We start from the raw sequence: 12,878 nt of genomic DNA on the forward strand, positions 1-12,878 counted from the left end.
TACGCTCGCACACAGCTTTTTCCGGTAATCGGGCGGGTATTGCATTTTGCCGCTCAGGCGCGGGTGAGCTGTTTTAGGATAGCTGTTTTAGAACAGCGGCAACAATGGCTTCTGGTCGGTCTTCCTGTACCAGATGTCCGGCACCGGGAATGGGGACGCAGGCGGTGTCAGAGATCAAACTTGCCAGTTTTGCGCCTGTTTCATAGGGGATCCAGTCGTCCTGTTCGCCCCAAAGGACTGTCACGGGGCATTCCATCGCGGCGTAAAGGCCCTGTACCTCATCGGTGAAACGCTGATCCATCTGGGCGATCTGGCGGTAAAAGGCGGGCTGGCCGACGGGGCCGAGCCACGGCGCGCAATAGATGTTCAAGGCATCCTCGGACAAGGGATTGAAGGCCGCGGTTTGCAAATAAGCCCGCAGAAGCGCGCGGTGCATGTAATCGGGCATCCCGGCAAAGGCGGCTTCGTGGGCACGCACATGCTGAACAAACGGGGAGCCCCACGGGGCCAGCGCAACCGCATCAAAGATTGTCAGGGACGCATAGCGCAGACCGTTGAGGTAATAGGCCCGCAAGGCGGTTGCACCGCCAAAATCATGGGCCAGCACATCGGGGCAGCCAAGGTCGAGTTCCTGAATAAACGCGCTAAGGACATTGTTCTGAACCGCCAGTGAGACATCCTGACCATCGCGCATTTCCGACTGGCCATAGCCAACCAGATCAAAATAATAGACGGTGCGGTGATCGGCAATTTGCGGTGCGATCCGACGCCAGACCTGCGACGAAAAGGGCGTGCCGTGAAGGGCAACAAGCGGTGGCCCGTTGCCAATGCAGCCCCATTTGACGGCATTTTCCGCGACGTTCAATGTGTTTGGCAGTTCCAGCATAACGATCTCATATTGTCATTTAGCTAAGTTACGATATGATTGATCGATGGACAGGTCAATACAGATCAAGGCGATGGCCAGCGAGGTTCGGATGTCGATCCTTCGGCTGCTGGCAGCACCGCAAAAGCATTTCAAAGATCAATGGTCAGCAGACCCGGTGGCATTCGGGGTGTGCATGACCCTGATTGCCAAGGCGCTTGGCGTGGCACAGCCCACGGCAAGCCGGCATCTTGATATCCTTAGGCAGGCGGGGTTCATCACCGTCAAGAAGCATCATAAATGGTCATATTGCCAGCGTGATGATCGCGCGATCCATGAGTATATTACGTGGCTTCACACCGAGCTTTCGGCCCAAATGTAAGCGGGCTTTGAGCAACATGCCGGTGATCAGGGCAGGACGCGGGATGACAGGCTTATGTCTTGATTGTTGATGATGACGTCGTATCCGCGCGGTTTTTCCGACTTACAGCTTTACACCGGGCAGCCCGATGGCCTGTTTGATCCAGTCGGTGAGTTGGGGTTCGTCAAGGGCATCATCCTTGTGGATGTTGAGATAGCGGGTGCCTTGGGTTTTTGAACTTACCGGGGGAACAGGGGTCAGGGATGTGCCCTGCATGAAGGTGATCTGGACGTATTTCTTGTAGCAATACATTGCCAGAAACCAGCCGTCATCCTTACCATAAAGCGGCGTGTTCCATTTGACGGCCTTGCGTACATCGGGAAATACCTGCTCGACGATATCGTCGATGCGGCGTCCGATGTCTGCTTTCCATTCCGGCATGGCGCTAATATAGGCTTGGACAGGTTCGTTGCCGTCGCCCTTGGGGATTTGCGGATTGCCACTTGAAAGCAGCTTGGGTTTATCTGGTGTGCTCATGACCGGAGACTATCAAACTTCATTTCGAATAAAAACCGCAAGTTGCATTGGCGGAGTGGTGTACCCCGGCACTTCATTTAAGGAGAACACGGTTTGCAGGAGGCGGGCGGTATCTGAACGGCGTTATGCCGTCAGCAGATGTCGTAATCTGCATGGAAATTACCTATATCTAGGTCCTTACCTTCAAATCATTCCAGAAACATCAGGATACGCTTGGCTGTTGAAATTGAAGTATTTTTAAGTGCTTTTTGTTTGGCGGGTCGTGCTGTGTGTTGTGTCTTTGGGATTTTGGGTATGATATAGCCAAACTATTCTTGCGCATTAGGGGCTTGCCCGACTGTGCAGGATGTCTGTTTGGCAGACTGTCCCATAACTCGACAGGATGAGCGATGATCAATCTCGGGCATATCAAGTCGTTTCTGGTGTGTTTTGCACCGTTAAGTGCGGTGTTTCTTCTTCTTGTCAGCTTGTTGGCGTGGGATGGCACGTCTGTGCGCGAACAATCGATTGGCGATGATCAGCGGTTCGCGCTCGATAAGTCGATATCGAGCTTGCAGGAACGGATTGATATCGTTGTTTCCGATCTGTTGATCCTGTCGGAAAGTACCAACCTTGAGGCGGTGCTTGAGGGGCGGGCGAGTTTCGAGCAGCTTGCCGACGAGTATAAGCTGTTTACGCTGCGCCGGGGCATTTACGACCAGATCCGTTATCTGGACAATGATGGCGATGAAACGGTGCGGGTGAATTACGGCAGTGGCATTCCCTATACCGTTCCCGGCCGGGATCTTCAGAACAAGGCAAACCGCCCGTATTTCAATCTTGCGCACAATGCACCGCGCGGCACTGTTTATATTTCCGGCATTGATCTTAATCAGGAATTTGGCGAGATCGAAAAGCCGATCAAGCCGGTGATCCGACTGTCAGCCCCGGTGTTTGACCGGTTTGGCGACCGTCAGGGGGTGGTTGTCCTGAATTTGCGTGCCGCCCCGATCCTGGATGACGTGATCGCGCCGCTGGCACTTGACGGGGCAAAACCGTTTGTTCTTGATCACGGTGGCAACTGGATCCTTGGCGGGCAGAGTGGTGAAAACTGGGCTATGGACCTGACGGGGACGGCGCGGGTTTTTGCTGATCGGTTCCCCAATGCATGGGAAAACATGCGGCTTGGCCTGCAAAGTTTTGAAACCGATACCGGGTTTTATTCGGTGCAGCTTCTTGATGCGTCTGATCTGTTTCTGGCGCGCAATACATCCCGTTCGCTTTCGGTGATATTTGGCGGCGACGGCGAAGCCGACAGTCGGTTGAACCTGTATGTCGGCACCTATTTGCCGCGCGATGTGTTTGATGTGCTTCTTTCCCCGCAACGCGGCACATTGGTTATTGTGACGGTCGCCTTTATCCTACTGATTACGGTGGGCAGTGCGGCATATGCCTGGACCCGGCAGCGTCAACTGGTGGCAAGTTTCGACGCGCGTTTGTCCGAACAGGTGTTGCGCGCATCGAAAAACAGCGTGGTGGTTGCCGATCAGGACGGGATCATCGCCAAGGTCAATCCGGGCTTTACCGCGATGACCGGATATCTGCCCAACGAGGCGATTGGCAAACCGTTGTCGTTCCTGCGTGCCGAACAGCAAGATGCCGAGAAGCTTGAGGACATGCTGATGGCGGCACGGGCCAACGGCATTTGGGAAGGTGAGGTGCGCAACCGCCGAAAAAGCGGTGACTTTTTCTATTCCAATGTCGTGATCAGCGCGATTACCGATCCGGGCGACAGCGAAGTCAATTTCGTTGAGATGGGGCTTGATATTTCACGCCATATGGAAAATGCGCAGGAACTTTGGCGTCAGGCCAATCATGATGCGCTGACCGGCTTGCCGAACCGGTTGCTGTTTGAAGACCGGCTTGAAGTTGCCTGTGGGCATTCCGAAACCGAAGGCCATTCGATTGCGCTTTTGTATATTGATCTCGACGGGTTTAAACCGATCAACGACCGATACGGTCACGAGGTCGGCGATCAGGTGCTGCGCAAGGTTGGCGAGCGGATTAAAAATACCGTGCGCACCGGCGATACCGTCGCCCGGCTTGGCGGCGATGAGTTTGCCGTCATTGCCGATGACGTCAAAAACAAGGAAGAGGCCGAGTGGGTCGCGCAGAAAATCGCCGCATCGGTGCAGCGTCCGATGGAGATGGGGGCTTTAAGCATTTCGGTCGGGGCGAGCATCGGCGTTGCGATGTTCCCGGAAGATTCAACCGAAACCGTTGCGTTGCTTGGGCTGGCGGACGACAAAATGTACAAGCAAAAGCGCATCCGTAAATCGGGCTAGGGGCTTTGCCTGACCGGGGAACACATTAAAAAACACAGGCTGGAAATCTCCAGCCTGTGTTTTTTTGATGGGGTCAATGCAGGGATAAAGATACCGGGTCAGGCGACCATGGCGTCGTATTCTTCCTGCTTGGCCATCCATTTGGTTTCGATCTGGGCCAGGTCGCTTTCGAGTTTGGCGAGTTCCTGACGCACTTTGGCAAGTTTGTCAGCATTGGCATCCTCATAGAGCGACTGGTCGGCCATATCGAGTTCGATCTTGGCCTTGCGCGCGGTCAGCTTTTCCATATCGGATTCGAGCTTTTGCACTTCGCGTTTGACCGGGGCAGCGATTTTGCGTTTTTCCGCCGCCTTTTGGCGTTCGGCCTTACGGTCGCGTTTGGCGTCCTTGCCGCCATTCCCGTTGCCGTTGCCGTCTTCGCCGCCGTTTTTATTGGCACGGCGTTCCATGCGGGCACGGTCGAGAAGATACTGGCGATATTCGGCAACGTCGCCGTCAAAGCTGGTGACTGTGCCATCGGCGACCAGAACAAGACGATCGGCACAGGCTTCGATCAAATAGGGATCGTGGCTGATGATGATGACCGCACCTTCGTAGGCGTTGAGCGCATGGTTCAGCGCATCGCGGCTGTCGATATCAAGGTGGTTGGTCGGCTCATCGAGGATCAGCATATGCGGGGCATCAAGGGTCATCAGCGCAAACAAAAGCCGTGCCTTTTCGCCGCCTGAAAGGTCCTTGACCTTGGTGTCGCCTTTCTGGCCTTCGAATGCAAAGCGACCCAACTGGGCGCGGACTTTGTGTTCGATGACATCAGGCATCAGCGATGCCATGTGCTGATACGGGGTTTCATCACCGCGCAGTTCATCGGTCTGGTGCTGTGCAAAATACCCGATGCGCAGTTTGTTCGATGAAGCCTTTTCACCCGACATCAGTTCAAGACGGTCGGCCAGAAGTTTGGCCAGTGTCGATTTACCATTCCCGTTTGCACCCAGAAGCGCGATGCGGTCATCCATATCAATGCGCAGGCTGATGTTGCGCAAGACCGGTTTGCCTTCGGCATAGCCAACATCGCCCTCGTGAATGTTGATCAGGGGCGGTGGCAGTTCCTTGGGGCTTGGGAAGTCAAACGAAATGCCGCGGTCTTCGACCACCGGGATCGCCGGGCCCATTTTTTCAAGCATTTTCACGCGGCTTTGCGCCTGTTTGGCTTTACTGGCCTTGGCGCGGAAGCGGTCGATGAACGATTGCAGGTGCTTTTGCTGGGCAATTTGTTTGTCGTAATGCTTGGATGCGAGTTCAAGCTGTTCACGCCGCGTCTTGGCAAACTTGTCGTAGTTGCCGCCATAAAGGGTCACGGTGCCGTCATGCAGATGGGCGATGGTTTTGACCACCCGGTTCAGAAGGTCGCGGTCGTGACTGATCAGGATGATGGTGCCGGGATAATTGATCAGATAGTTTTCAAGCCAGATGGTGGCTTCAAGATCAAGGTGGTTGGTCGGCTCATCAAGCAGCAAAAGATCAGGGCCAAGGAACAGGGTCGCGGCCAGGGCGACACGCATCCGCCAGCCGCCCGAGAAATCATCGCAGGCGCGTTTCTGGGCATCGCCATCAAAACCAAGACCCGAAAGGATCGATGCGGCGCGTGCCTCGGCGGTGTGCGCATCAATATCGGCAAGGCGGGTGTGAACCTCGGCAATGCGGTTAGGGTCTGTGGTGGTTTCGGCTTCTTCGAGAAGGGATGCCCGTTCGGTATCCGCGGCCAGAACGGTTTCAAGCAGGGAACGGCTTCCGGCGGGGGCTTCTTGCGAGACAACACCCATGCGGGCGCGCTTGGACAGGCGGACATCGCCGCCATCGGTCGCCAGTTCGCCGGAAATCAGTTTCAGCAGTGTGGATTTGCCCGCACCGTTGCGTCCAATCAGGCCGACCTTATGTCCGTCAGCAATGGTCATGGAAACCTGGTCAAGAATGACACGGCCGCCGATGCGATAGGTCAGGTCGGTAATTTGGAGCATTTTATCGGTCGTTCTCTTGAGTATTTTGAGTTGGGTTTGGTGCGGTTTTTATGCGATTTCGGAGAATCGCAAGGAATTCTGTGCCCTCAATAGGGCAGGAAGCGCTTGGACGCAAGGATTCTTGAAAATGTAACCATGTGTGTTCCAAGGGGAATGGGCGCAGCATAACCCGATAGAAAATCGCAGTTTTACGGGTTTTTGGGCGTTTTTGCGCCGCCACATGGGTGAATGCACCAACCGCAGGTCTGGATTGCGTGGGTAGAACTATGTGTTGCGTTGCGATCCAAGCCCGTTTATATAGCGCCAACCTTTGGGTCTGTAGATGATAAGGGAATTCTTATGTATAGTTCCTTTATCTTCTGCAGGCCCGATTTGGGTCCCATTTTTTATTAAGTAGCTAGGTGAAACCAATGGCTGTCGAACGCACTCTGTCGATCATCAAGCCGGACGCAACGCGCCGCAATCTGACTGGCAAAATCAATGCCGTCATCGAAGAAGCTGGCCTGCGCATTGTTGCGCAGAAGCGTGTCGCTTTGACCCGCGCTCAGGCTGAAGGTTTCTACGCAGTTCACAAAGAACGTTCGTTCTTTGGCGAGCTGGTAGACTTCATGATCTCTGGCCCGGTTGTGGTCCAGGCGCTTGAAGGCGAAAACGCTGTTGCCACGTATCGTGAAGTAATGGGCGCAACCAACCCGGCAAATGCCGAGGAAGGCACCATTCGCAAACAGTTTGCAGAATCCATCGAAGCGAACTCGGTCCACGGTTCGGACTCGCTTGAAAATGCTGCAATCGAAATTGCCTATTTCTTCGCGCAGACCGAAATCGTCGGCTAAGCGTCGAAAGACGAAATTCCGGTTCTTCCGGATACAAAAACGCCCCGCAGATTTGCGGGGCGTTTTTTTGTGTCTGTTTGGCAGGTTCGATCAATCGATCAGAAATGCGGCCATCAAAAGCAGCAGAACTGCGATGGAGAGCACGCTCCAGAGCATGAATTTGGTCCAGTTTTCCCAGCCGTGCTGATGGTCTTCGACCAGTTTGGTGTCGTAGTCGCTTCCTTGCATTGGTTCCTCCCAGTCGTTGTTTACGTCCGATTGTTTGATGCTTTGTGCGGACTTTATGCCCGTACGCCACGGTGATCGCGCACGGCACCTCGGAAACTCTAGCGTGATTTAACTCTGGGGTGAATATCTTTTGTATGAGTGTTCTTTTTGTGCGCTGCGCTATTATCTTTCACCCGTCACCATTTACCCATCACCTTGGGCCCCGCTGGACATGACAGAAGGGGTGTGCCATGATTTTGTGATGGAAAACGTTGTGACCCGTACCGATGCACGAATTTTTACCGCCAACCATAGGATGGCGGGGTAGGGACGTTTTGACCAAATGAGATCCACCCGCCGGAGAGGCGGGTTTTTTTATGGCTGTCTCCCGGCCTGTCGAACATGGGAGATGACCAATGCGACATTCCGTTTCAGAACCACACCGACGAACCGTAAACGGGCGACGCCCCTTAAACGGGGCTGATCAAGCGCCCGCTGTTTTGCATATGCTGTGCGGGAAAATTGCGGCGGGGAAATCAACACTGGCCGCTGAGCTGGCGCGAAAACCGGGCACCATCCTGATCGCGGAAGACGAATGGCTTTCGACACTTTTTGGCGATCAGATGCACTCGGTTGCCGACTATGTCGCGGTATCGGAAAAACTGCGCCGGGTGATGGGGCCGCACATCAGTATGCTGTTGATGTCAGGGCTTTCGGTGGTGCTGGATTTTCCGGCCAATACCGTCAAGCTGCGCTGCTGGATGCGCGATGTTTTTGACGAAGTTGGGGCCGATCACAGGCTGCATTACCTTAATCTGCCAGAAGACATTTGCATGCAGCGCCTGCGGGCGCGCAATCAGGCAGGCGCGCATCAGTTTGCCGCCAGTGATGCGCAGTTTCATCAGATTTCAGCATGGTTTGAGCCGCCATCTGATGCGGAAGGGTTTAAGACTGTCCCCTATCAGACCGACATCATGTGAGACACAAAAAAGCTGCCGGTAAACGGCAGCTTTTAAACATCTGGATTTCTGCCGGTGGTGGCAGATTACAGCAGGAAGATGGCCATCAGGATCAGAACGCCGATCACTGAAAGGGTGCCCCACTTCATAAAGACGGTGAAACCGTTATAGATATCAACGTGGGTTTCGGTCAGTTCGTAATCTTTACCCTGCAAACTTGCCTCCTGCGTTTTGGGATTTTTCAAATGTATATCCATCAAGTTGATGCAGTGCAAGATGTCAATTAACTCAAGATATCATTGCGTTGGTTGATCGGTTTGAAGGCCGCCTTCGCAGACAAAGGGCAGGAACGACCCGGTCGCGCCAGCATTCATCATTTTGATCGACATCAGGTTGGCGTAAGCAAGTTCAGCCTTGCTGTGCGGGCAGACGTAAATGCGTTCCGTGCAGCCCGATGCGATGAAGGCGTCTTCCTGCTGATTGAACGCATCACTGGTTGCGTTTGCGGGCATGGCCGCACGGGTTTGATCGCGGTTGTCCTGATAGAGCGCGCATTTGGTTTCGCGCCACGTTGCACTGTGGGCATCCGTGGTGGTCAAGAGGGTGGTTAACAGGGCGGTCGCGGGCAGGGTAAGCGATAGCAGCGTGATGCCAAGGATCACGGGGTAAGCGGGGGTCTTCATCGTGGGGCCTTTTGTTGATAGCCGTCCATACCGGTCGTTCTTGGTGGTCTGGAGTTTAGCGGGAAATTTAGCTTGGGATATCCCGGGCAATCCTGAACCCGATGTGGTTTGTGCTGAGGCTGGTTTCGGCCTGTTGGCGGGCGGCGGGGCGGTAGCGCAGGCAATAGGATGGCGCGCAAAGCCATGATCCGCCCTTAACCACATGCATGGGACCAAAGGCCGGGTTGGCATAGGTTGCCGCGGTTGCCTTATCGGGGCCTTGCGGGTTTTTGTTGCCGCCGGTCGCGTGGAACGGGACCCACCAGTCTGAAACATGTTCCCAGACGTTGCCTGCCATATCAAACAGGCCATAGCCATTGGCGACGTAGGAACCAACCGGGGCGGTGCCGTGATAGCCGTCATCCTTGGTGTCGGTGCTGGGAAACTTTCCCTGCCAGCTATTGGCTTTCCAGCCCTGAGACGGATCGTAGTCCTTGCCCCATGTATAGTCGGCATCATTCAGTCCGCCGCGTGCGGCAAATTCCCATTCGGCCTCGGTCGGGAGACGCCCGCCGGCCCATTTGGCGTAGGCCGCCGCGTCTTCGGGAGATATCTGAACAACGGGGTGGTTTTCCAGACCGTCAATCGTGCTTTTGGGCCCAGTGGGATGTTGCCAGTTCGCCCCGGCAACATAGCGCCACCATTTGCGAAAATCGTTGGTATCAACTGTGTCTGGCGGCTGGGCGAAGACCATCGAGCCTGCCTTGAGCAAATAGGCAGCTACCCCCGGATAGTTTTGCGGGTCGAGATCCTGTTCGGCGGTGGTGACATAGTTCGTTTCGGCGACAAATTCTGCGAATTCGGCGTTTGTGACTTCGGTTTTCTGGATTTCGAACGGCCCGACGGTGACCTGATGGGCCGCGCGCTCTTCGCGATAGTGGCGATCAGACCCCATCTGGAACGTGCCGCCATCAAGACGCACAAAGCTGTCATCGTCAGAGGAAAACCAAAAGGCGACTGCGGTCAGTAAAACTGCAGCCGCCAGAGCAGAACCTGCGTAGAGTATTTTCAAGGGGGCTTCTCCCAAACCGGCATCTTTGGCTGGTTGCGATGAGTGGTGGGGCGATCACTTTTCCGGTTGTAGCTTAGTCGTCGGGATAGATCTGTTTCCAGTCATTTTTCATGCTGACGATGGTCCAGCCCAGTTTCGGGCCGTCGTCCAGACCCTTGTCGAGTTTGCCAAAGACCGATTTGCGGTCATAGGCGACTTCGCGGTCGGCATCGTCATGATGGACAATAAGGCCAAACCGTTTTCCGTCCCCGGACGTCGTCCATTGCAGCATCTGAAAATCGCCATCCGAATTGCCAAAGGCGGCAATGGGGCGTTTGCCGATATGGCCAAGGATGCCGATCGGTTTTCCTTCCTTGTCATCAAGGAAGTTAAGGGCCGCCTGACGGGTGATGACCGGTTCGCCGTCAACCACCTTATATTCGGTTTTGATCGAGGAGCCGACAACCCGTTCGGACGGAATGCCATACACCTTTTCGGTCCAGGGGCGCATGAATTCAATGCCGCCGCCCGACACGATGAAGACCTTGAAATCATTGTCATGAAGATAGTCAATCAGCTCAAGCATCGGCTGATAGACCATGTCGGTATATAGTCGGCCGGTTTCGGGGTGCTTGGCCGTTGCGATCCAGTCAGAGGCAATTTTGGTGAATTCGTCGCTGGTCATGCCGGCATGGGTGACGGCGACCAGTTCGAGAACGCCCTTTTCACCGGTGGCGGCCAGACCCTTTAGATCCCCGGCAAGAACCGATTTATAGGGTTCGGTATCCTTCCATTCCGGGTGGTCGGGGGCCGTTTTCTTGACGCGGTCGAGTGCGAAGGCGAGCTGGACATACATCGGCTGCTCGCTCCAGAGCGTGCCGTCATTGTCAAAGGTGGCGATCCGGTCGGCCGGGACCACGTAATCGGCACTGCCGTCGGTGGTGACCGCGGTGACGAAGTCAACGATTGCCTGTTTTGTCTTGCCCTCATTCCATGAGGAAAGCGGATCGGATTGGGCCAAAGCGCCTGTTGCCGAGAGGCCGAGTGTCAGGATGGCAGTGCCCAAAATATGTAAAACTGACTTGAAACCCATGGGATAAGTCCTTTCAGAAACAAATTTTCACGGCAAAGCCCGCCCCGCTTTGCAACGGGGCGGACGTGTCATTTCATGAGATCAGTTTCCGCTTGGAAGGCCGATGTTGAAGCCTTCTTTTTCCAAGGCCTCGCGCACATAATTGAAGCGCTGATACTGGCTGAGTGTGATCGGGCCGGTATAGACTTCGCTTTGTGCTTTGCGTGGCGGATACTTGATGTAGGTCTTCATCAGTTCCGCGACTTCCTTGTTGATCACCGGCAGGTACCAGGTCCGTTCGGTGTAGTTGTTCATGAAGATGTCGTAGCGTTCCTGCGGATCCTGAAGGATATCAAAGATCTGCGGGACAGCGGCGACATAGCTTTCAGCACCTTTCCAGCCAAGGTTGGAGTCAACCGCCAGACCGCCGGTGGTGGCACCGTTATCGCCGCGGAGGTTGAAGACAGCCTTGTAGTGGCCAACGCGTGCGGCACCCGGGGTCAATTCATCTTCGGTGAAATAGAACCAGGCTTCACGGTCAGACTCACCAGTGCCTTCCCAGACCGGGGTCATGTCATAGCTGTCGAAAATGATCGGTTTACCATCGCGGTCATTTTCAGGCAGCTCAATATCGGCGACAGAGGCGAATGTTGCCATCAGGTCAAGACCGCCAACAACAGCGGCACTTCTGGTATCGGGTTCAACATGTCCGGGCCAGCGCACGATGGCCGGGACGCGGTTGCCACCTTCGCGCACGGTGCCCTTGGTGCCACGGAACGGCGTATAACCGGCATCCGGGTAAACGTCCTGCCATGCGCCGTTGTCGGTAGTCCAGAAGACGATGGTGTTGTCCTTGAGCCCCAGTTCGTCGAGCTTGTTGATGACGTTCCCGATGCGGGCATCAAGTTCGACCACAGAGTCCGCATATTTCGATTTGGAAATCGATTTGTGCTCAAAATCGGGATGCGGAAGGTTGGGCTGATGAACCTTCATGAAGTTCACATTGATGAAGAAAGGCGTATCGGGTTTCTTTGCCGCTTCTTCGAGGAACTCGATAGAGGCTTTTTCGACATAGCCGTCAAAATAGGGAATGCCGACCACACCCTTGTCCGGGGTATCAACATACTGGCCATTGATTTTGAAATCTTCGGTCGGTTTTTCACCGGCCTTGCCCGACAGTGAACCCTTGGTGACATCGATGAACATTTGACGAAGATCGTCAGGCATGTCGGGGAACCACGTCGTGTCGGCATAGGTGTAGGCGTTGAGATGGTAGAGCCCGACATATTTCATGATGTCGTAGCCCTGAGCATTGGGAAGGGCATAATCCTCTTCACCCAGATGCCACTTGCCGGTGAAATAGGTATCGTAGCCACCGGTTTTAAGGACAGAAGCAAGCGTCCATTCGGCTGCTGGAAGGCCGCCGCCCTGCCCCTGAAAGGCAACAGTCGTCATGCCCGAACGGTTCGGGATGCGGCCGGTCTGCATGGCGGCGCGTCCCGGTGTGCAGCTTGGCTGTGCATAGAAGGATGTGAACATCATGCCTTCGTCAGCCAGTTTATCGATATTGGGGGTTGGCATGCCGCGCGCTTCACCACCCAGATACGGGCCGGTATCGCTATAGCCGGTATCATCGGAAACAATAAACAGGATGTTTGGCTTTTTCGCATCTTGTGCGAATGCCAAGCCGGGCAGGGTGGTGCAGGCAAGACCTGCTGCCAGTAACCCTGCGGTGATTTTCGATTGCATAGCTGATTAGCTCCCTTTTTGTCCGCTTGAAACGGGGGCGATACGCCTCCCTTTTGCTCGTGCTCCCTTAAAGAGAGCGTTGAGTTTCCAATTGAGCGATGCGGTTATTGCCTGAATGCTGCGGGTCGAATCCCATTTTGGGTTCGGCATTCCCTGGCATGGTAGGTCATTGCAAAATCTTGGTAATATGTCCTGAAAGCGGGATCGGAGTTTCAGGAATACAGAACGGTTAGCCCTTGCCGA

The 12,878-nt window shown here is 54.7% G+C and carries 13 protein-coding genes; 4 read left to right on the plus strand and 9 right to left on the minus strand.

All coding sequences use genetic code 11. The features are described 5' to 3' along the window. Positions 1-73: 73 nt before the first annotated feature. Complete coding sequence (locus COO92_RS15285; protein ID WP_101303486.1) at positions 74-886, minus strand: alpha/beta fold hydrolase; 813 nt, start codon at positions 884-886, stop codon at positions 74-76. A 46-nt stretch (positions 887-932) separates the two neighbouring features. Here COO92_RS15285 and COO92_RS15290 point away from each other — a divergent pair, with 46 nt between their 5' ends. Continuing rightward, a complete protein-coding gene (locus tag COO92_RS15290) occupies positions 933-1,247 on the plus strand; it encodes an ArsR/SmtB family transcription factor (protein WP_101303488.1) in 315 nt (104 codons plus the stop codon). A 102-nt stretch (positions 1,248-1,349) separates the two neighbouring features. On the opposite strand, the gene COO92_RS15295 is transcribed toward COO92_RS15290, so the two are convergent. Beyond that, a complete protein-coding gene (locus COO92_RS15295) occupies positions 1,350-1,763 on the minus strand; it encodes a DUF1801 domain-containing protein (protein WP_101303490.1) in 414 nt (137 codons plus the stop codon). Between the two features lie 389 nt (positions 1,764-2,152). Here COO92_RS15295 and COO92_RS15300 point away from each other — a divergent pair, with 389 nt between their 5' ends. Then, positions 2,153-4,087 carry a diguanylate cyclase domain-containing protein gene (locus tag COO92_RS15300; RefSeq protein WP_101303492.1) on the plus strand — a complete coding sequence of 645 codons (1,935 nt, stop codon included), beginning with the start codon at positions 2,153-2,155 and terminating at the stop codon, positions 4,085-4,087. A gap of 98 nt (positions 4,088-4,185) precedes the next feature. Here the strand turns inward: COO92_RS15300 and COO92_RS15305 are convergent, their stop codons facing one another. Then, on the minus strand, positions 4,186-6,102 hold the full coding sequence (locus COO92_RS15305; RefSeq protein ID WP_101303494.1) for an ABC-F family ATP-binding cassette domain-containing protein: 1,917 nt from the start codon (positions 6,100-6,102) through the stop codon (positions 4,186-4,188). A gap of 410 nt (positions 6,103-6,512) precedes the next feature. Here COO92_RS15305 and ndk point away from each other — a divergent pair, with 410 nt between their 5' ends. Continuing rightward, positions 6,513-6,935, plus strand: coding sequence for a nucleoside-diphosphate kinase (gene ndk / locus COO92_RS15310; RefSeq protein ID WP_022734236.1), 423 nt, complete (start codon positions 6,513-6,515; stop codon positions 6,933-6,935). 90 nt (positions 6,936-7,025) lie between these two features. On the opposite strand, the gene COO92_RS15315 is transcribed toward ndk, so the two are convergent. After that, positions 7,026-7,163, minus strand: a complete 138-nt coding sequence (locus tag COO92_RS15315; protein WP_022734237.1) for an aa3-type cytochrome c oxidase subunit IV — start codon at positions 7,161-7,163, stop codon at positions 7,026-7,028. Between the two features lie 395 nt (positions 7,164-7,558). Here COO92_RS15315 and COO92_RS15320 point away from each other — a divergent pair, with 395 nt between their 5' ends. Continuing rightward, complete coding sequence (locus COO92_RS15320; RefSeq protein WP_101303496.1) at positions 7,559-8,122, plus strand: P-loop nucleotide/nucleoside kinase family protein; 564 nt, start codon at positions 7,559-7,561, stop codon at positions 8,120-8,122. A gap of 65 nt (positions 8,123-8,187) precedes the next feature. On the opposite strand, the gene COO92_RS15325 is transcribed toward COO92_RS15320, so the two are convergent. From COO92_RS15325 to COO92_RS15345, 5 genes are all read right to left on the minus strand, one after another. Next, positions 8,188-8,316: an aa3-type cytochrome c oxidase subunit IV gene (locus COO92_RS15325; RefSeq protein ID WP_028791851.1), complete on the minus strand. Its 129-nt coding sequence runs from the start codon at positions 8,314-8,316 to the stop codon at positions 8,188-8,190. Between the two features lie 81 nt (positions 8,317-8,397). Next, positions 8,398-8,784, minus strand: a complete 387-nt coding sequence (locus COO92_RS15330; protein WP_101303498.1) for a hypothetical protein — start codon at positions 8,782-8,784, stop codon at positions 8,398-8,400. Positions 8,785-8,851: 67 nt separating this feature from the next. Further along, entirely contained in the window at positions 8,852-9,835 is a 984-nt protein-coding gene (locus tag COO92_RS15335; protein WP_206186421.1) for a formylglycine-generating enzyme family protein, read from the minus strand. A gap of 73 nt (positions 9,836-9,908) precedes the next feature. After that, positions 9,909-10,907 carry an HAD family hydrolase gene (locus COO92_RS15340; protein ID WP_101303500.1) on the minus strand — a complete coding sequence of 333 codons (999 nt, stop codon included), beginning with the start codon at positions 10,905-10,907 and terminating at the stop codon, positions 9,909-9,911. 81 nt (positions 10,908-10,988) lie between these two features. After that, on the minus strand, positions 10,989-12,635 hold the full coding sequence (locus COO92_RS15345) for an arylsulfatase (RefSeq protein ID WP_101303502.1): 1,647 nt from the start codon (positions 12,633-12,635) through the stop codon (positions 10,989-10,991). Between the last annotated feature and the right edge of the window lie 243 nt (positions 12,636-12,878).

It is taken from the genome of Thalassospira lohafexi, from assembly GCF_002844275.1.
GTDB classification, from domain to species: Bacteria; Pseudomonadota; Alphaproteobacteria; order Rhodospirillales; family Thalassospiraceae; genus Thalassospira; species Thalassospira lohafexi.